This is a genomic window from Cellulophaga sp. 3_MG-2023 (assembly GCF_030546975.1).
Lineage (GTDB): Bacteria > Bacteroidota > Bacteroidia > Flavobacteriales > Flavobacteriaceae > Cellulophaga.
Genome location: NZ_JAUOPS010000001.1, coordinates 678,153 through 696,447 on the forward strand (window position 1 = coordinate 678,153; position 18,295 = coordinate 696,447).

General features: G+C 30.3%; 18 protein-coding genes. 7 read left to right on the top strand and 11 right to left on the bottom strand.

Annotation, left to right across the window (positions count from 1 at the left end):
• Window positions 1–23: 23 nt before the first annotated feature.
• From Q4487_RS02765 to Q4487_RS02795, 7 genes are all read right to left on the bottom strand, one after another.
• Window positions 24–2,351 carry a sulfatase-like hydrolase/transferase gene (locus tag Q4487_RS02765; protein ID WP_303544576.1) on the bottom strand — a complete coding sequence of 776 codons (2,328 nt, stop codon included), beginning with the start codon at window positions 2,349–2,351 and terminating at the stop codon, window positions 24–26.
• 1 nt (window position 2,352) lies between these two features.
• On the bottom strand, window positions 2,353–3,783 hold the full coding sequence (locus Q4487_RS02770; protein ID WP_100895925.1) for a glycosyltransferase: 1,431 nt from the start codon (window positions 3,781–3,783) through the stop codon (window positions 2,353–2,355).
• Between the two features lie 25 nt (window positions 3,784–3,808).
• The gene (locus Q4487_RS02775; RefSeq protein WP_303544580.1) at window positions 3,809–5,686 is read right to left on the bottom strand and encodes a HEAT repeat domain-containing protein; all 1,878 of its coding nucleotides are present in this window, start codon (window positions 5,684–5,686) and stop codon (window positions 3,809–3,811) included.
• A 27-nt stretch (window positions 5,687–5,713) separates the two neighbouring features.
• Window positions 5,714–6,088, bottom strand: a complete 375-nt coding sequence (locus tag Q4487_RS02780) for a response regulator transcription factor (RefSeq protein WP_330400365.1) — start codon at window positions 6,086–6,088, stop codon at window positions 5,714–5,716.
• Window positions 6,089–6,098: 10 nt separating this feature from the next.
• A complete protein-coding gene (locus Q4487_RS02785; protein ID WP_303544583.1) occupies window positions 6,099–7,772 on the bottom strand; it encodes a response regulator in 1,674 nt (557 codons plus the stop codon).
• Window positions 7,773–8,052: 280 nt separating this feature from the next.
• Window positions 8,053–8,442: an acyl-CoA thioesterase gene (locus tag Q4487_RS02790; RefSeq protein ID WP_072302246.1), complete on the bottom strand. Its 390-nt coding sequence runs from the start codon at window positions 8,440–8,442 to the stop codon at window positions 8,053–8,055.
• A 31-nt stretch (window positions 8,443–8,473) separates the two neighbouring features.
• Window positions 8,474–9,370 carry a DUF72 domain-containing protein gene (locus Q4487_RS02795; RefSeq protein WP_303544586.1) on the bottom strand — a complete coding sequence of 299 codons (897 nt, stop codon included), beginning with the start codon at window positions 9,368–9,370 and terminating at the stop codon, window positions 8,474–8,476.
• A 102-nt stretch (window positions 9,371–9,472) separates the two neighbouring features.
• Between Q4487_RS02795 and Q4487_RS02800 the strand changes: the two genes are divergently transcribed.
• The gene (locus Q4487_RS02800) at window positions 9,473–9,880 is read left to right on the top strand and encodes a glyoxalase (RefSeq protein ID WP_100895920.1); all 408 of its coding nucleotides are present in this window, start codon (window positions 9,473–9,475) and stop codon (window positions 9,878–9,880) included.
• On the opposite strand, the gene Q4487_RS02805 is transcribed toward Q4487_RS02800, so the two are convergent.
• Window positions 9,872–10,552 (bottom strand): DUF2461 domain-containing protein, encoded by a 681-nt coding sequence (locus Q4487_RS02805; RefSeq protein ID WP_303544590.1) that lies wholly within the window; start codon window positions 10,550–10,552, stop codon window positions 9,872–9,874. The genes Q4487_RS02800 and Q4487_RS02805 overlap by 9 nt on opposite strands.
• A 98-nt stretch (window positions 10,553–10,650) precedes the next feature.
• On the opposite strand from Q4487_RS02805, the gene Q4487_RS02810 reads away from it, so the two are divergent.
• The gene (locus Q4487_RS02810) at window positions 10,651–11,445 is read left to right on the top strand and encodes a serine O-acetyltransferase (protein ID WP_100895918.1); all 795 of its coding nucleotides are present in this window, start codon (window positions 10,651–10,653) and stop codon (window positions 11,443–11,445) included.
• Window positions 11,435–12,316 carry a cysteine synthase CysM gene (gene cysM, locus Q4487_RS02815; protein WP_303544593.1) on the top strand — a complete coding sequence of 294 codons (882 nt, stop codon included), beginning with the start codon at window positions 11,435–11,437 and terminating at the stop codon, window positions 12,314–12,316. Before Q4487_RS02810 ends, cysM begins: the two co-directional genes overlap by 11 nt.
• Window positions 12,317–12,342: 26 nt before the next feature.
• Here cysM and truA read toward each other — a convergent pair whose 3' ends face one another.
• The gene (truA, locus tag Q4487_RS02820) at window positions 12,343–13,137 is read right to left on the bottom strand and encodes a tRNA pseudouridine(38-40) synthase TruA (RefSeq protein ID WP_303544595.1); all 795 of its coding nucleotides are present in this window, start codon (window positions 13,135–13,137) and stop codon (window positions 12,343–12,345) included.
• 87 nt (window positions 13,138–13,224) lie between these two features.
• Between truA and Q4487_RS02825 the strand changes: the two genes are divergently transcribed.
• On the top strand, window positions 13,225–13,662 hold the full coding sequence (locus Q4487_RS02825; RefSeq protein WP_303544598.1) for a hypothetical protein: 438 nt from the start codon (window positions 13,225–13,227) through the stop codon (window positions 13,660–13,662).
• 183 nt (window positions 13,663–13,845) lie between these two features.
• Complete coding sequence (locus Q4487_RS02830) at window positions 13,846–14,331, top strand: hypothetical protein (protein WP_303544601.1); 486 nt, start codon at window positions 13,846–13,848, stop codon at window positions 14,329–14,331.
• 82 nt (window positions 14,332–14,413) lie between these two features.
• On the opposite strand, the gene Q4487_RS02835 is transcribed toward Q4487_RS02830, so the two are convergent.
• Window positions 14,414–15,295 (bottom strand): anti-sigma factor, encoded by an 882-nt coding sequence (locus Q4487_RS02835; RefSeq protein ID WP_303544604.1) that lies wholly within the window; start codon window positions 15,293–15,295, stop codon window positions 14,414–14,416.
• A 218-nt stretch (window positions 15,296–15,513) separates the two neighbouring features.
• Between Q4487_RS02835 and Q4487_RS02840 the strand changes: the two genes are divergently transcribed.
• A complete protein-coding gene (locus Q4487_RS02840) occupies window positions 15,514–16,206 on the top strand; it encodes a response regulator transcription factor (protein WP_303544607.1) in 693 nt (230 codons plus the stop codon).
• Between the two features lie 2 nt (window positions 16,207–16,208).
• Window positions 16,209–17,696 (top strand): cell wall metabolism sensor histidine kinase WalK, encoded by a 1,488-nt coding sequence (locus tag Q4487_RS02845; protein WP_303544610.1) that lies wholly within the window; start codon window positions 16,209–16,211, stop codon window positions 17,694–17,696.
• Here Q4487_RS02845 and hisIE read toward each other — a convergent pair.
• Window positions 17,693–18,289 (bottom strand): bifunctional phosphoribosyl-AMP cyclohydrolase/phosphoribosyl-ATP diphosphatase HisIE, encoded by a 597-nt coding sequence (gene hisIE / locus Q4487_RS02850; RefSeq protein WP_100895910.1) that lies wholly within the window; start codon window positions 18,287–18,289, stop codon window positions 17,693–17,695. The genes Q4487_RS02845 and hisIE overlap by 4 nt on opposite strands.
• Window positions 18,290–18,295: the final 6 nt, after the last annotated feature.

Consider the following 18,295-nt stretch of genomic DNA (forward strand, 5'->3'; position numbering starts at 1 on the left):
AGTTGTAGGTATAGGTATAACGCTTATTTTGTAAGTTCTGTATGTGCTCTTTCTATTTTTAATGACAAGCTTTTATCTTTAACATCATTTTTTATAATAATAGACTCTATTTCTTTAATTTTATTATTTTGGTTAGACCAAAAGTAAACATCAAGTAAAGCATTATAACTATCTGCATATGTAGGATTTGTAGCAATGCATTTTAATAGTATCTTTTCTGCTTCATCATAATTTTTACTCCAAGATTTAATTCTGCCTTTTAATATTTTAGCATCAATATGGCTAGGAATTTCTTGTATAATGTAGTTACACAAGCGTAAAGCGTCTTCAGTTTTACCATTAAAAGCCATTTTTTGTGCCGTTTTATAAGCACTATCAAAACTTTGCCCGTTTAAAACACTGTTAATCCATATTTTATCTTCTTCAGTAAACACAATGTTTTTAATATTAAAAACAGCTAAATTCTGTGGTAATAGTTTATCGTATTTTGTTACGTAAGCATTTATAGACCTAAACCTTTTAAGGGCTGCATATACACTATCGTTTTCACTTTGTGTTAGATTTAGATTGTCATCAACCTTAAAAGTTGTTCCTGAAGAATAAAAATAATTTTGATATAAATATTCCTCTATTTGGTTTTTAGCCCGCATTAAAGGCACGCTTCTGTTGGCTTTAAATGTAGTATGTAAAGGTAAAGTCTCTCCCAACCAAGCTACTTTTTTAGGTACACTTATTTTGTATTTATTAACCATTAGTCCTGTTAAAGATGGGGTAATATCTAAATGAGATGTAATAGATTCTATTTTTTTTGGTGCCTTTAACATTGGACTATATATTAACAATGGTACGTTATACTTTGACAACTCATTATTTACGGGTAACTCTAATAACCTATGTGTTCCTGTAATTATAAATATGGTATTTTTAAATTCTTCTTTATTTTTATATGACTCTATAAAGTATTTTAATGAAGTATCTGTATATAAAATACTAGCCATAACATCTTTATTATTGTTCTGCTGCTTTTTTATATGTTCTGATGCCTTAGACCTTGCTAATATATTTGTTACTTTATCTATAAAATTAGACTTATTAGGTATTAAAAAAGGCTCTTTTAATGAAGTTGTTAAATACACCTCTAATTTTGGTTTATTATTATTTCTGGGAGTATTAAAACTCTTTTTAAATAACTCCTTGTCTGGATAACCTATAGATTCGCCAGCTTTATCTTTGGGAGAAAGCATATATTTTGCACCAAAATAGCTGCGATCTATAACTAAGTCTACTTGCTCTTGTTGTAAAAAATTATCTACATTATTAAAAGAGCTATTTGTACCTTGTAAATAGGCTGTGGCGTACCCATTATTTTTTAAAATACCAAATAGTGTTAAACGGTTTATAGGTTTAGGAATACTCATAAAACCCTGCTTACCATAAGGTAAAGAGCCTATAATAGCTGGTAAAGCACCAAAACTTTTTGCTGTTGTACTAAAACAATTTTTCCAGTAAAGAGATTTTTGCGCTAACGAATCTAAAAAAGGTGTAAATCCATTATAAACAGATTCTTTACCAACAAAATCCTTACCCAAACCATTTACCATTACTATTACAATATTTGGTTTTTTGGTTGATAAATTAAAATTACCTCCTAAGCTATAATCGTTTTTTGCTGTTTTTAGTAAAGGATAAGGCGGATTATTTTTATTATCAAAGTAACTATCGTCCTCCATAAAGTTTTCAAATAAATTTACAGCTAAGTATTGGGTCTTATTTTGGTTTATTGGTTGCCCAGACATAAACATAGACGCTACAAAAACGGTAAGTAAAAAAAAGGTGAATGGAAACATTTTATTTACATAATGGTAGTATTTTGATGTAATTAAATACAAGCCATAAAACAATAAAACTATTATGATAAACATTAATAAAAAAAGAAATGGAACTACAACATTACTGTTTATTGCTGTTTTAAAATCTAAAAAACCATAATTTAATACGTTAGCTCCTAAGGGTATATATGCTCTTGTAAAATATAAAACTAAAAAACACTCTAAGGCTAGTAAAATAATTAAAATAAAAAATGTAAATCTGTAGCCTCTAGAATATTTAGATTTTTCTAAGTAATAGTAAGGCGCCACAAGTAGCAAGCCAACAAAAGCAGCAAAACCAATGTGATGAGTAATACTTAGTAAAAAACTAATACTAAAAACACTGCTAATTATACCTCTATTATAAAGCACAATATATTGGTATAAAGACAAAATTAACAACACACAAGCAAATGCAATTAGTAACCTTGTGTAGTGCTTTAAGGATAAATCTGGATTTGTATTTAGTGCAGTAATACTCATACTAAGCAGCCTTTGTAAACCCTTTACGTGTAATTGTACCCCAACCCGACTTTATTTTAAAAAGTTTTTTATAATTACCTCTAACCGCCGAGTAGGTAACTAAGGGATGAAAAATAAAAGGTTCTAAAATGGCAAATACCATTAAAACCAAAATATCTTTTGTTTTGTATTGATTATAAGCATAAACCTCCCAAAATATAGCAAAGAAGGAAAACATTACAGAGAATGAAAATACTGCCGCTGTAATAGCAATGAAAAATTGAAAATTTAAAATTCCCAAATAATAAAATAGTATTATAGATAAAAACCCAAAAAACTCTAACAAAGGAGCCAACCACTCGTAAAAAAACCAATAAGGGTAACTTAGCATACCTAAGCGCCCATACTTAGGGTTAAAAAACATATCCTTATGCTTAGTTAACGTTTCTAAATTTCCTCTAGACCACCTATCTCTTTGGTTTACAAATATTTTTACTTCTTCAGGAACTTCTGTCCAACATAAAGGATCTGGAATGTATTCTACTGTGTACGGTAGATCTCTCTCATGCATATATCTACGCATTCTAAAAACAATCTCCATATCTTCACCCACGGTGTTGGTATCATAACCACCAGCTGCCAAGGCTATTTCTCTATCAAAAAAACCAAAAGCACCAGAAATAATTAGTAAACTATCTATACTACCCCAAGCCATACGACCCAAAATAAAAGACCTTGTGTATTCTAAAAGTTGAAATTTAGCTAACCAGTTTTTTGGTAACCTTACTTCTTCTAACTCACCACCATCTATTATACATGAATTAGCAACACGTATAACTCCGCCTACAGCAATAACTCTTTTTCCTGATCTTTGAAAAAATGATTTTACAACGTGTAGTAACGCATCAGGTAGCAATAAACAATCTACATCTATACAGCCAACATACCTATTGTTAGATAGTTGCATTCCTGTATTTAAAGCATCTGACTTGCCTCCGTTTTCCTTATCTATTACTGTTAATTTATGAAATGCCTTTTGCTTAGATTTATAAATTCCTCTTATTGGCTTGGACTGCCAATTAGGATCTATTTCTTGTTCAATTTTAACAAGATCATAGGCATTAATCATTTTTTCTAAAGTATCGTCCTTGCTTCCATCATTAACAACCATTACCTCATAATCTACATAGTTTAAAGACAATAAAGACCTTACATTTTCTACAATATTCATTCCTTCATTATAAGCAGGAGCTATTATTGTAATACTAGGTGCTAAAGGTGATGCCATAACTTTAGATAAGTCTCCAAAGCTATTTTTTCTACGGTAATGTAATGTGTGTTTAGTTGCTAAATACCCCATTACTGTGTATCCAGAGAATAAAATTATAGTAAACATTAAAAAAATAACGTTTATATAATCTACTAGAATAGTAAAAAAATCACTCTGAAACATATAATGTCAAGTTTTTGACTGGATGTTAGTTGCTATTATCTTTGTAAAATTCTTCAGATAATAAAAAGTCAATATCTAAATAACTAAACCCTTTAGTTGGTTTTTCTTCCTCTTCTTGTAAAAAACAAAATTCTAAAGGTTTAAGCTTTTTTTCTTCTGGTAATACTATATTGGTAGTTGTATTTTTTAAAGAGGTATCTATTGTAGGTTGTAGAGTAACAACATTATTTTCTGTTGTAGATGTGTTTAACTCATTAAAACTTTCTTCTATTGCATCTTCTTTAGCAATCTTTTCTAATCTATTTTCAATTGCAGCCTTAACAGCTATTGCTTTTTTGCTAATTTCTTGTTCTTTATCGTTTAATAGCGTTTTTACAAAATTCAATTCTTTTTGATCTCCTAGAGCACCTATTTCATCCAATAATATAAGTTTAGCTTCGGTATCACAACCGTCATATAAACTTTTAAAAACAGTTTGTGACTCTAATCCTAAAGACTTAGATGTTTGTTCCTTAACTTCTTTAGGCTCACTTAAATTAAAATAAACTGCATTATCAACTTCTTCATCAGACACATCTTTTTTAGCTTCTAAAAACCTAACAAACTCTAAATGTTTATCATCATCCATAGGAGCTACTTGTGTAACAACTTCTATAGTATCTTCTAGAGCAAAAGTCATAAGTTCTTCCTTATCCTCGTCTTCTTCACTAACATCATTAACAATTGCTAAATCATCTGTATTGTCTGTTAACTGGTCTATTACAGAAGCTAAATCTTTTTCTACCTCAGTTCTTGGAGTTACTGTTACCTCTAATGGGTTAATTGTTTTAGTATCTGCAACGGGTATTGTTGTTGTAGCCATTTCTTCTAGCCCTTCTAACTCTAAATGGTTATCTGGTAATAAGCTATTAATAGCTACTAATGCTTTATTTTTAACAGCAAAAACTTCTGTACGGTCTTCTATTGTATTTAAAAACTGAACATCTTCTTGAAAACCAAGGTTTTCTAACGCTTCAATTATTAATAATTTACTATCGTTGGTACTACTATTAAATACTTTTTTAAGAGATTCTCTTGCTTCCACCAAGTTAAATTCACTAACGCATTGTATGGCTACTTGTCTAATTTGACTGTTTTTATGTCTAATTAATTGTACAATAGAATCATTAGCATCACTCTGGTCATAATGTTTTACTAAGCGTAATGCAAAAAGTACCGTATCTGTATTTTTAGAAAACAACCAGTTTTTGAATCTAGGAGGATTATAATTTTTTTTGTTCTGAAGAATCTCTAATAATTTTAACTGTTGCCATTCTGATATTTTATGCTGAGTAGTATCTAAAAAATAATTAATACCTTCATCTTTTAAGGAAACAATTGCTATTACAGATTGTTTACGAATTACTCCTCTACTACCGTTAACAAACCTTGTAATTTGCTCATATGAGTCTGTTACTTTCATTTGTGTAAGCTCTACAATACCTTGAGATATTGTATGCCAACGCCAGCTTTTAAGCTTTTGTAGCGCATCTTTATCTAAACCTAAATTTTTATATAAACTATGTAAAGATTTTAATGTTTCTCCAGATAAATCTTGACTCAACTCTACTAATACTTCAGAAAAAACAGTTCTATTACGCTTGTTTTTTAGCATTTGTCTTATTTTAATTTTAAGACGTACGTAATTGTTTTTATCCTCTAACGTTGCTGTTTTTTCATCAAAAAAGAGAAATTCACTTACTATAGGACCTAACTCTTTCTTCTTTATTTTTTTGTATTTTAAACCAAGAGTAATATTGTTTTTAGCATAAAAAGTAATTGCTATGTATATAGCTGCTACAATGGCAAAAACAATAGCCAATATCCATAACAAATCAACACCAATTTTTGGTGCTATATTCATAAATATATGATTGGCTTTATTCATTTACTAAACAGGTATTCTTTTTAATACTCTTGCTACACGAATTAATAATTCTGGTGGACTAACTGGTTTTGATAAAAAGTCGTTTGCCCCCATTTCAAAAGCATTTAAAACATTTTCTTCATTACCTGCAGATGATATAATAATAATGGGAAGCATAGAGTTTAATGTATTTCTAACATAATCAATAAGCTCTATTCCAGACATATAAGGCATCATTATATCGCTAACTATAAGGTCTGGAGTATTGTTTGTAAGGTATTCTTTAACTTCTTTACCATTTACAACAACATCTACTATATAGCCACTTTTTTGTAATCTAAATTTTAATAGAGAAGAAAGTAATTCATCATCCTCTGCTAGCAATAACCTCTTTTGCATAATATCTTTTTTATACTTCTTCTGCTAACCTTAGTAACTCATCATCTAATTGCTGCTCTATACTAGGGTATTCACTAACAAAACAGTTATATAAAAAGTTTAGATGTTTAACATCTATATCATCTTTAATTGCATTTTCTATTTGTAAAACACTTTCAAATAAGGCATCTGCCTTCATCATTTTTAAACCAGCTTTAATTTTATGAGTTGCAAATTTTAAAGCCTCGTAATCTTCATTTTTAATGTGTACTATTGCTTTACCTATAAACTCTAAGGCATTATTTTTAAATAACTTAACTAGCTCTTGGAGCATTGCCAAATCTCCCATACATTCATTTAATACAGGTGTTAAATTAAGCTTTCTTACATCTCCTTGATCATTAATATGATTGCTTGTTAATGTTTCCATATTTGCATTGTTTTGTAATTGCTCTAATAAAATGTTAAGTAACTCATTAGAGGTGTAGGGTTTTAATAAAAAATTAGTAAAATTTGAGGTATTAAATTCTGTACTTGTTTCTATTTCATCATCTGCTGTAACAGCAATAATTGGGGTATTGCTTATTCTTATATTTTTATGATTTCTAATTTCTTCTGCTATTTCATCACCATTTTTTTCTGGCATTCTTAAATCCATTAAAATGATGTCTATAATATTGTTTTCAAGAATTTCTAATCCTGTACTACAACTATCTGTAACAAAAGATTTACATTTCCATTTATCTAACTTAAACTCTAACAATTTTTGGTTTAGCTTATTATCTTCAAAAATCAAAACATTCATCCCTCTAATACTTTCTACAGAATTAGCTTTTATTTGTCGTTTAAAAGGGATAGTAAAAGTAAAAGTTGTGCCAACATTTTCTCTATTAGATACTTCTATTTTACCGTTAAGAGACTCTATTAATTCCTTAGCTACATTTAAGCCTAAACCTAATTTAGACTTATCTTGACTATAGATATCAAAAATTTCAAGAACCTTTTTATCAGAAATAGTTCCGTTGGTATCATTTACAGTAAACTCTACAATAACAGTTTCTGCATACGTTTCTTTTACTGCAGCAGTAACTAAAATTTCACCTTTAGCAGTAGATTGTATACTGTTACCAACAATATTTAATAGTATTTGAGATAATTTTGAAGGATCTCCTATTAACTCCTCTGGTATGGCAGCATCTATTTGCTTATTTAAAACAAGATTATTATTTGTTATTAATGTATTACACAAAAACAAAACATCATTAACTACATTCTGAAACTTTATAGAAATACTTTCATTAACATTGCTATTAACGGCGTTTGCATCTTTAAAATCTAATAAATCTTTAGATACGTTTAACATTGTGTTAGAGGTGGCTTGTATGTCTTTTACTATTTTCTCTTGTTCCATAGTTAAATTACTTTTTAATAGCTTTTCTGTATTGTCTAATATGCCATTTAAAGGTTGCTTAATTTCATTATTTGCTTTGGATATTAAACTATCTTGTACAGTAGCAGTGTTATTATGCATTGAAAAGCCTAAAGAAAACTCGCGCTCCTTATTTTTTTCTACAAGAAGTTTTTTAAAATTATTTAGGACACCCCTAAGTGCATCTGCTTGTTTAACAGACAACTCGTTAAAAGAAAAACTGTTTAGTTTTTCTTGCAAATTAGATAATGAAGTATGTAGGTCGTTCAATTTCAATTTGGAGGAAATTTTACATTATTAAATAACAAATCTTTAAAATAACTGACTTATTACAATGTAAATCTCAATAATTACATAGGCACTAACAATAAAATGTTACATATATGCCTTTTTATGTTGTGAAACAACCTTATTTGTTAGTTTAATACTTACAGAAAGTTACCAATAACCGTTATTATTGACTTTTTATCTTATTTTAATAAGAATAACATTCGCTTTTTTTCAAAAAAAAAGTCCTAGTATTTCTACTAGGACTTGCTATTTATGTTTGTTAAAGTTACTGTGCCAACCTGTCTTTTACGTATTCAATTTTTGTTTTTCCGTGTGGCTTAGGTTTACCATCTGGCCCTAGATTAACCATAATTATATTGTCTACAGTTAAAATAGTTTCTCTTGTCATTTTATTACGAACTTCGCAATTTAAAGTTAAAGATGATACTCCAAATTTTTCAACCTCAATACCTATTTCTACAATGTCACCCTCTGTTGCAGAGCTCATAAAATTAATCTCGGACATATATTTGGTTACCACTTTCTTATTTTCTAACTGTATAATGGTATACAACGCAGCCTCTTCATCTACCCACGCTAAAACTTTACCACCAAAAAGTGTTTTATTTGCATTTAAATCTCCTGGCTTAACCCATTTTCTACTGTGAAATCTCATAATATTACGATTTAGATTACAAAATTAGGTATTAAAATAAAGTTAGACGATTATCTAACAAAGTTTTAGGGATTTTTAAATTAGAGTCAACTTTTTTGTTTAAACTGGCAATAAAACTAGCCGATAATAATGGTGACTCTAATTCCATATTCTGATGCACAAAAAAGTGAATATTTTTAAGCCCTTTTTCTTTCCAATTTTCTAACCTTGTTGTCCACTCCTCTAGCCTATCATAATCGCTTTTATGGTTTGCACCTACAAAACGTACAAAAGCTTCATTGTTTGTTAATCTCATATGTAACAAATCTCTACGGCCTGCAGTATCTACAATGGTATTTGCTATATTATTTTCTTGTAACAAGTAGTACAATTCTTGTGCTATAGTTTTGTTTGCAAACCAGTCTGGATGTCTAAATTCTATTGCCAACTTAAATTCCTTGGGCCAATACTTTACAAACTGTACTACTTTGTACCATTCTTTAGTATCAAAATTAGTATGCAATTGTAAAAATATAGTTCCTAACTTTTCTTTTAAAGTTGATGTTGCTTGTAAATACCTATCTAAAATAGGGTAAACATTATTATTTAGCCTATTTAAATGACTAACTTCATTAGTTATTTTAGGATAAAACTTAAAATCTTCTGGTGTTTTGTCATACCATTTTTGATACTGCTCTGCTGGAAAAATCCTGTAAAAAGTAGCGTTTAACTCTATAGAATTAAATTGAGATGCATAGTACTTTAGCTTATCTTTTGTTCCTTTTGGATAAAAGTTTTTTAAATCTTGTTTGTTCCACTTAGCACACCCAACAGATACATTTAAATTACTATTAACTGTTACTTTTTTTAAAACAGCTGCAGTGTCTATATGGTCTTGTGGTAATTTTAAATTTAATAATTCTGGATTGGTAACTTTTCCAAATTTCATTTTAATACATTTTTGTTAAATGTTCATAAACCAGTTAAAAACTATATTAACCTAACTTATTTAGGGTAATATCTTGTTGTACCTTTAGTAAAAATGCTAGTTATGAACCAAAGATCTACAGATCTCTTACGCATAAGGCCAGAGATTAAAGCTACTAAAGTAGCAGAAGGAATTAGTAATGACGAACTTTTTCAGAACAAAACAATTAGACCTATTCTTAAATTGCAAAACGATTTAATTCTACTTGTTTTTAAAAACTACATTAAAAAACACAAAAACAAATTTTACAACCTTACTTTAGAAAAAAGACTAGAGTATATTGAAAATGCCATACAAAGAGACATTAAATTTAGAAATGCTTTAAAAGGCTTAATTATAGGGCAATTTACAGTTGAAGAATATGAAACTTATATTCTTAACTCTTCTGCGCTTAATAAAAGAATGATGTCTATGTCTATAACAAGGTTAAAAGATCAATTACAATACTTTAATGAGCCTGTTTTAGTCTAAAATAGACTCGCCGTTTAAATTAGTCGTTAATACATCACTCATTAAATCAAAAAATGGTCTAATAGTGGCAAACGACTCGTTTACGGTATCTAAAAAGTTAGCAGACAATACCTCTTTATCTGTAAATTCTTTGGTAAAGATGTATTGTTTTTTACGTATTAAATCTATATCGCTGTGCTCAACATCAAAGCCTTTAGGTGCTCTCTTTAGTTCATCACCAGCTAACTCTCCCCAAACGGCTTTAAACTTTTTAGAACCTATTGCTTCTCTAAATTCAGACGCATCAAGCTCTAACTCTTTTCTTATTCTAAATAAGTCTTCTTTACTAGGAGCCCAAAATCCTGTAGCTATAAAGCTATTTTCTGCCTCTATATGTACATAATAACCACCACGTAAACGCGCTCCTGCCCTAGTAAAAGAACCTGCTAAATGTGTTTTGTATGGTGTTTTATTTTTAGAGAAACGTACATCTCTATAAATTCTAAATACCTTAGATTTTTCAATATCATCGTGTTCATTCAATTTTTCAGCTAACAAAGAAATAAATCCTTTAAACGCATTTTCTTCAACCTTAAACTCGTCTTTGTGCTCTAAAAACCACTCTCTAGTGTTGTTTTCTTTCAACTTATTTAAAAAATTGAATGTATTTTTAGAGATTACATCATTTTTCATAAAAATCTTACTAATCTATTATTTATGCTAAAGTTAACTGTTTTTAAAAGTTTTTTTATAGAAATAATAGTTAATTTTGATAGTTGAATACATTACATATGACACTAAAATCTGTAATTAAAGAGATTGAGTTACATAAAAAACAACCCAATTTAAACTTTAGTCTAAAAGAGAAAACCGAAGTTTTTACACAAAAACTTTTTTATACTTTGTTTGATACGCAGACACCTGTTGCTGAAAACTTAGAACAATTAGAAGTACAATTTGATGAACTCGTAAATCTTGCTTGCTGGCAACTTGAAAAACCCTGCAAAAAAATTTGGGACAAATATGTTGTTACCATACCTAGTATATTGCAAAAACTTAATTTAGATGCAGAAGCAATAGTAAATTGTGACCCTGCTTCTTTATCTATTGAAGAAGTTTATATGGCTTATCCTGGCTTTTATGCCATAGCTATTTACAGATTGGCACATGAATTACACACTATTGGTTTTCCTTTAGTACCGCGTTTAATGACGGAGTATGCACATAGGTTAACTGGTGTAGATATTAATCCTGGAGCCAAAATAGGAAACTCTTTTTTTATAGACCATGCAACAGGTGTTGTTATTGGCGAAACTGCTGTTATAGAAGACCACGTTAAAATATACCAAGGTGTTACACTTGGGGCTTTATATGTTGCTAAAAATTTAAAGCAAACCAAAAGACACCCAACTATAAAAAATAATGTTACAATTTATGCCAACGCAACTATTTTAGGAGGTGATACTGTAATTGGAGAAAATACAATTATTGGTGGTAATGCTTGGGTTACAAGCTCTATACCAGCAAATTCAAAGGTTTTTTACAAATCTGAAATACAAATAAAAACTACACAAAATGTCTCATAGTATTCTAGATTTAATTGGTAATACACCATTAGTAGAGTCTAAGGTTTTAAATACCAACCCAAATGTTAAATTACTTTTTAAGTTAGAAGGCAACAACCCTGGCGGAAGTGTTAAGGATAGAGCTGCTTATAATATGATAAAAAGTGCTTTAGACAGGGGTGATATTGACAAAACAACCAAGCTTGTGGAAGCAACTAGTGGTAATACTGGTATTGCACTAGCTATGATTGCCGGTATTTTTAATTTGGATATAGAAATTGTATTGTCTGAAGGGTCTACTAAAGAACGCATACAAACAATGCGTGCTTATGGAGCAAAAGTTACTTTAACCCCAGCAAGTGTTGGGATTTTAGGCGCTAGAGATTATGCAGACGAGCAAGTTAAAAAAGGGGCTGTAATGCTTAACCAGTTTGGTAATGATGATAATTGGAAAGCACATTACAAATCTACAGGACCAGAAATTTGGAGAGATACTGATAATAAAATTACACATTTTGTCTCTTCTATGGGTACAACAGGTACTATAATGGGCACATCTACCTATTTAAAAGAACAAAATAAAGACATACAAATTGTGGGTGTACAACCTAAAGAGGGTGCTAAAATTCCTGGTATACGTAAATGGCCACAGGAATATTTACCTAAAATATTTGATGCTTCTAAGGTTGATAAAATTATAGATGTTAGCCAAGAAGAAGCAGAACAAACAACATTACTACTAGCTAAAAAAGAAGGTATTTTTGCTGGTGTTAGTAGCGGTGGCGCAGCATTTGCTGCTGCAAAATTAGCCCGTACTTTAGACAGTGGAACCATAGTTTCTATTGTATGTGATAGAGGTGACAGGTATTTGTCTTCTGGTTTATTTGGATAAAATAATTAAGATGATGCTTATGACTCTTAAGCATCATCTTTAAAATCTAAACTATGTAGCATTAAGCCAGATCCTGGAGCTACAAATACAAATTTAGTTGTACTGTCTAGCTTTAAGGCTTCTTCTATATCAGAAAGGGTTACTTCTCCTTTTCCTAGCTGAATTAAAGCTCCCATTAACATACGTACTTGGTAACGCATAAACCCCTCGCCTTTGATGTGAAAAGCATATGACTTTTCTGGAAAAAAATTTGCCCTTAAAATTGTATTTTCTTTTATTTCTGCAGAGTTTACTTTTCTTATAAACTTGCCATTTTCTTTAGGTTTGGCAGTAAAACTTTTAAAGTTATGTGTGCCTACAAATAAGCTAGTAGCTTTTTTCATTAAATCTAAATCTAACTCTGCCTGTATATTTGCCATAAATGGTGCAGCATAGGGATGATTTTTTTCTCCAAAAGAAAATAAATACACATATTCCTTTTCTTTACTATGCTGTATTATATTAAATTTTTCTTTTACGTGCTTTACATCAACAATTCTAATATCTGATGGTAAGTTTTTATTAAAATCACTTAAAAAAAAATCTAAATCTTCTAACGGTTCACCATCTAAAAAAAGCTCAAAAGCAGCATCTAAAGCAGATACTTTAGCATCTGTACGACCAGCTCCTAGAATTTTATATTGACGTTCTGGAAGTATAAATTTTAGTGTTTTAGCTAACATACCTTCAATGGTTTTATAACCTGGTTGCTTTTGCCAACCACTAAATCTGTAGCCCAAAAATTGTAATCGTATTAAATAATATTGTTTCTGTTTTTTCACAAAAGCAAAAGTATGCAATTAATAAAACACTAGAAACAACTTATTTTTTTGTATTTTACAATTGTTTAACCAACAAAACCAACCAAAATGAATACCGAAACCACAAGTAAAATTCCAGTTTGGTTCTGGGTTATTGCTGTTATAGCATTAATTTGGAACTGTATGGGTGTTATGGCATATATAGCAGAGGCTTATATATCTGATGAAATTTTCTCTTCTTTTACCAAAGAAGTACAAGAGTTATACAATAAAAGACCTTCTTGGGTCACAGGAGCTTACGCAATAGCCGTTTTTGGTGGTGTATTAGCAAGTATGTTACTTCTTATACGTAAAAAAGCAGCTAAAACCGTATTCTTAATCTCATTAGCAGGTATTATAGCGCAAAATATGTATACCTTTTTTATGAGTAATGCATTAAAGGTTTTAGGTACATCTTCTATCTATTTTCCTATAATGATAATAGTAATTGCTGTATTTCTATTTTTATTCTCTAATTATGCTACAAAAAAGGGCTGGTTAGTATAGAGTTTTAATTGTTTTTAGCTATTTAATGTGCACATTATCTATGCTAAAATACCGTTTATCTAAACTAATACAGTTACACTTATATTTATGTGTTTAACCGATTTTATTTATCAAAATTTAACATAAGATATAATTTTGTGTTAAATTAAACATAGAGCCCCCCGCTTTATACTCTATAATGATATGAAAATACCAACAATAAAAATTTCTTGGAAGTTATCTGTCCTAATATCTGTTTTTTTACTAATTCTTGTATCGTTTTCAAACTTTTACGGATTGTTAACAGATAAATTTCACTTTAACCAGCCTGGTAGTTATTTCTTTATTCTTTTAGCTACAGTACACATTATTTATTTGTATGCTTTTTGGTTTAAATTAACCGAAAATGAATATCCAGATAAAGAAATGAGAAACTTAGAATATGGTTTCTATGCTATTTTCGCTTTTTACATTTATAAAATGGTAGATATAGCTAGTATTGTTTTTGGATACAGTACATATGATGATCTTATTTTACCAAATCACTTTTTACCTGTAGGTATTGCAATTGTACTTGCTTATTTAGGTTTGTGCTTAGTTACATTAAAAATATTTTCTATTCGTAAAAATGAAATTGGAAATTACAGTACAGATTGTTATGAAGAAGAAGACTTAGATACTTGGCCTTAAAGAACTAAAACAAAACCAAATACAAACATAAATAAAATAGCCTCTAGATTTTCTAGAGGCTATTTTTATAAACTAAAACAAATTATCTTTTAACCCAACCAGTTGGAAAAGAATCACTGTTTAAACTTAAAGCATGAGTTGTTGGTGCTGTTTCCTGTCCAGATACTCCTACTAATGGTTTTAGTAAAAATGGAGCCGGACTATTATCTGGTGATGGTTCTACAGATATAACAACTGTTTTACCTCTAACATCTAAAGGAAACATAAATCCTGTTGGTGCATTATTAAAGAAGTCTTCACCAGGAATTGGAGGTCCTGGATTAGCACCACTAAAAGGGTTGCCAGAATCTTCTACTTGTGCAGTAGGATCCATAAATGTACCAGTAGTTATTGGTCCTTCTGCTCCTACTACCCATCCTTCATAAACCCATCCATCAGGTAAAACTGGTAATTCTAAACCTGTTGCAGGTGGTGCTCCTGGTATTCCAAACCAAATTCCGTATTGATCGTTTCCATTATTCATACCATCATCTTCATCTGTTGGAGTTCTTAAAAAGAATTCACCACTTGCGCTAGAAAAATCACCTACTAAATCTGTAATACTAACAGTTGCCGTTTCTGCTGCAAATGCACCAGATAATAATTTAGTTGCTGCTGGTGCTGGGTCATTATCCACAGCTGGCTCTATAGAAAGTACATAAGCTGTTGCTTGGTCTAGTGTTTCGGCATCTACACTAAAAGATGTTTTAGATGGTACACCATCGCCATTTACAGTAAATACTCCGGTAGATACTGGAGCGCCATTTACAATTATCCAACCTTCGTAAACATAATCGGCACCTAAGTCTTCTAGACCATCAATACCCATTGTTAAATTTGCTGTTTGTGGTTCATTTGTGTCGTCATCACTATCGCAACTTACTACAAGAGCTGTTGCCATAAATAATAATAGTAACTTTTTCATATTTTAGAGTTTTTAAGATTATGAGACAAATTAACGGGTTGTTTTTAACGATGAAATCACAAAAAAGTAAACTTTACAGCCAATATTGTAAGGTATTTGTGATAAATTCTACCTTACAGTAGTCACAAAGCGTTAAAAGCCTTAATTTCATTGACATTATAAACTTTTTAAGTTTGTGATAGCTTTGTGATATATATTAACTTCTTTGCAACCATATTATGAAACAGATTTTAATTATAGAAGACGATCCAGAAATTATACAATTGCTGGAAATACATTTAACAGATATGGTATATACCACAACTAAAGCTATGGACGGTGAAACTGGTCTAAATTTAGCTTTAGAAAATGATTATGACCTTATTTTATTAGATCTTACATTACCTATTATGGATGGTATTGAGGTTTGTAAAAAACTAAGAACTAAAAAAAATACTCCTGTTATAATGCTTACTGCTAAGTCTGAAGAAATAGACCGTGTATTAGGATTAGAAATTGGTGCAGATGACTATTTAACTAAACCTTTTAGCATACGAGAATTACTTGCTCGTATTAAAGCTGTTTTACGTAGGTCTGATGCTCCTAAAATAGAAGAAAACAACTCTACTACCTTAACTTTTGAAGGTCTTTTTATAGATATTGATAAACGTAAAGTACTACATAACAAGCAAAAGATAGAGCTATCTCCAAAAGAGTTTGAGTTATTAGTTTTAATGGCTTCTAACCCAGGAAGAAATTACTCTAGAACAGAACTGTTAAACATTATTTGGGGTTATAATTTTGAAGGTTATGAGCATACTGTAAACTCACATATAAACAGATTGCGTGCTAAAATAGAATCTAATATGGCTAACCCTATGTATATACTTACCACTTGGGGAGTTGGCTATAAATTTAATGAAGAAATATAACTATGGGAACATCTAAAAAAGTCCTTGGCACTAAGCTGATAAAAAAATTGTGGATTGCCTTTATTCTCATTATCATATTAATGGGAGCCTGTTACATACTTATAACTGGTTACTTTGCTAATAAATACAATGAAGCTACAATACAAAAAGTAAACGCAAAAGTAGCTAACCACCTTATTGAAGAAAAGTTTAAAGATGCTTCTCCTTTTTTAGAAGATGGTAGTGTAAATAAACCATTGTTTGGGGACTTAATGCATGACATGATGGCGGTTAACCGTAGTATAGAAGTGTATTTACTAGACAATGCAGGCTCTGTGCTATATTCTGTTGTTTTAAAACATGATGCCAATGAGCCTATTAAGCACGTATCACTAGATCCCATTAAAGAATTTATAAAAGCAGACGGACAAAAGTATATTCTGGGTGATGATCCTAGAAATACAGAAGAACAAAAAATATTTTCTGCCGCACCTTATAAAAGCGGAGATAAAGAAGGTTACATATATATTATTCTTGCAGGTCAAGAGTTTCAGGCTATAAGTAATAGTTTGTTATCTCAATATTTTATGAAGTTAGGGCTTGGTGCTACCCTACTGACTATGCTTTTTGCTGCATTATTAGGTTTACTAAGTATTTGGTTTTTAACTAAAAACTTACGTGTAATGATTAGTACTGTAAATAAATTTCAGGAAGGAGACCGTACTGCACGTATCAAAGACACAAAAAAATCTGATATTGAAGTTCTTGCAAACTCTTTTAATGATATGGCAGATACTATTGTTAGCAATATTGATAAAATACAGTCTGTAGATACATTACGTAGAGAATTAATAGCTAACGTATCACATGATTTAAGAACACCACTTGCTATTTTAAAAGGATATGTTGAAACGCTTCAAATTAAAAAAGATACACTTACAGAAATTCAGAAAGATGAGTATTTACAAATTACTCATAACAACATAGACAGATTATCAAACTTAATAAACCAATTGTTTGAGTATTCTAAGTTAGAGTCTGAACAGGTTACACCTGTAAAAGAACCCTTTTCTATAACAGAACTGTCTTATGACTTAATTGAAAAATTTAAGGTAATAGCTGAAAAGAAACAAATTGTTTTAGAAATGGATGCTTCTAATGAAAACAACCTTGTATATGCAGATGTTAGTATGGTAGAACGTGCATTACAAAACTTGCTAGAAAATGCTATTAAATACACAGAACCAAACGGAAAAGTAACATTAGCAATTAAAAAGCAAGCTAAAAAAGTAGAGATTAATATTACAGATACTGGTGCAGGAATACCAATTAACGAGCAACCTTATATTTTTGATCGTTACAAGCAGCTAGACAAGTCTGAAAAGAAAAGAGGCGCTGGCTTAGGTTTAGCCATAGTTAAGAAAATAATGGAAATGCATGACACCACTATAACTGTACTTAGCAAACCCAAAGAAGGCAGCACCTTTAGTTTTACATTACCTGTGCACTAATGTCTATCTTTTAATACTTTAACAATATCGTTTAATTTAAAGCCTTTTGCTTGTAATAAAATTAAGTAATGAAATAGTAGATCTGCACTTTCTTCTTTAAATAAGTGGTCATCACTATCTTTTGCTTCAATAACTACTTCTACGGCTTCTTCCCCAACTTTTTGGGCAACTTTGTTAATTCCCTTTCTGTAAAGAGAGGCTACATAGCTGTCTTTATTTTCTGGATTTTCTTTACGGTCTGTAATAATATCTTCAAGCTCAGTTAAAAAACCATAATTGCTTGTATTGTCGCCATTCCAACATGTATCAGAACCAGTATGGCACGTTGGTCCTACAGGGTTTGCTGTAATTAATAAGGTATCGTTATCACAATCTACCTTTATATCAACTAAATTTAAAAAGTTACCACTTTCTTCTCCCTTAGTCCATAAACGATTTTTGCTTCTACTATAAAACGTAACTTTTTTTGTTTCATTTGTCTTGTCTACAGCTTCTTTATTCATATAGCCAAGCATTAAAACTGTTTTAGTAGTTGCATCTTGTACAACAGCAGGTACTAGACCATCTGTACTTTTTGTAAAATCTATTGTCATTTTATT

What these genes read in the sequence shown, in the direction of transcription:
- Q4487_RS02765 (WP_303544576.1), bottom strand. Translation starts at nt 2,351, where the DNA reads ATGAGTATTACTGCACTAAATACAAATCCAGATTTATCCTTAAAGCAC.
- Q4487_RS02770 (WP_100895925.1), bottom strand. Translation starts at nt 3,783, where the DNA reads ATGTTTCAGAGTGATTTTTTTACTATTCTAGTAGATTATATAAACGTT.
- Q4487_RS02775 (WP_303544580.1), bottom strand. Translation starts at nt 5,686, where the DNA reads ATGAATATAGCACCAAAAATTGGTGTTGATTTGTTATGGATATTGGCT.
- Q4487_RS02780 (WP_330400365.1), bottom strand. Translation starts at nt 6,088, where the DNA reads ATGCAAAAGAGGTTATTGCTAGCAGAGGATGATGAATTACTTTCTTCT.
- Q4487_RS02790 (WP_072302246.1), bottom strand. Translation starts at nt 8,442, where the DNA reads ATGAGATTTCACAGTAGAAAATGGGTTAAGCCAGGAGATTTAAATGCA.
- Q4487_RS02795 (WP_303544586.1), bottom strand. Translation starts at nt 9,370, where the DNA reads ATGAAATTTGGAAAAGTTACCAATCCAGAATTATTAAATTTAAAATTA.
- Q4487_RS02800 (WP_100895920.1), top strand. Translation starts at nt 9,473, where the DNA reads ATGAACCAAAGATCTACAGATCTCTTACGCATAAGGCCAGAGATTAAA.
- Q4487_RS02805 (WP_303544590.1), bottom strand. Translation starts at nt 10,552, where the DNA reads ATGAAAAATGATGTAATCTCTAAAAATACATTCAATTTTTTAAATAAG.
- Q4487_RS02810 (WP_100895918.1), top strand. Translation starts at nt 10,651, where the DNA reads ATGACACTAAAATCTGTAATTAAAGAGATTGAGTTACATAAAAAACAA.
- cysM (WP_303544593.1), top strand. Translation starts at nt 11,435, where the DNA reads ATGTCTCATAGTATTCTAGATTTAATTGGTAATACACCATTAGTAGAG.
- Q4487_RS02825 (WP_303544598.1), top strand. Translation starts at nt 13,225, where the DNA reads ATGAATACCGAAACCACAAGTAAAATTCCAGTTTGGTTCTGGGTTATT.
- Q4487_RS02830 (WP_303544601.1), top strand. Translation starts at nt 13,846, where the DNA reads ATGAAAATACCAACAATAAAAATTTCTTGGAAGTTATCTGTCCTAATA.
- Q4487_RS02835 (WP_303544604.1), bottom strand. Translation starts at nt 15,295, where the DNA reads ATGAAAAAGTTACTATTATTATTTATGGCAACAGCTCTTGTAGTAAGT.
- Q4487_RS02840 (WP_303544607.1), top strand. Translation starts at nt 15,514, where the DNA reads ATGAAACAGATTTTAATTATAGAAGACGATCCAGAAATTATACAATTG.
- Q4487_RS02845 (WP_303544610.1), top strand. Translation starts at nt 16,209, where the DNA reads ATGGGAACATCTAAAAAAGTCCTTGGCACTAAGCTGATAAAAAAATTG.
- hisIE (WP_100895910.1), bottom strand. Translation starts at nt 18,289, where the DNA reads ATGACAATAGATTTTACAAAAAGTACAGATGGTCTAGTACCTGCTGTT.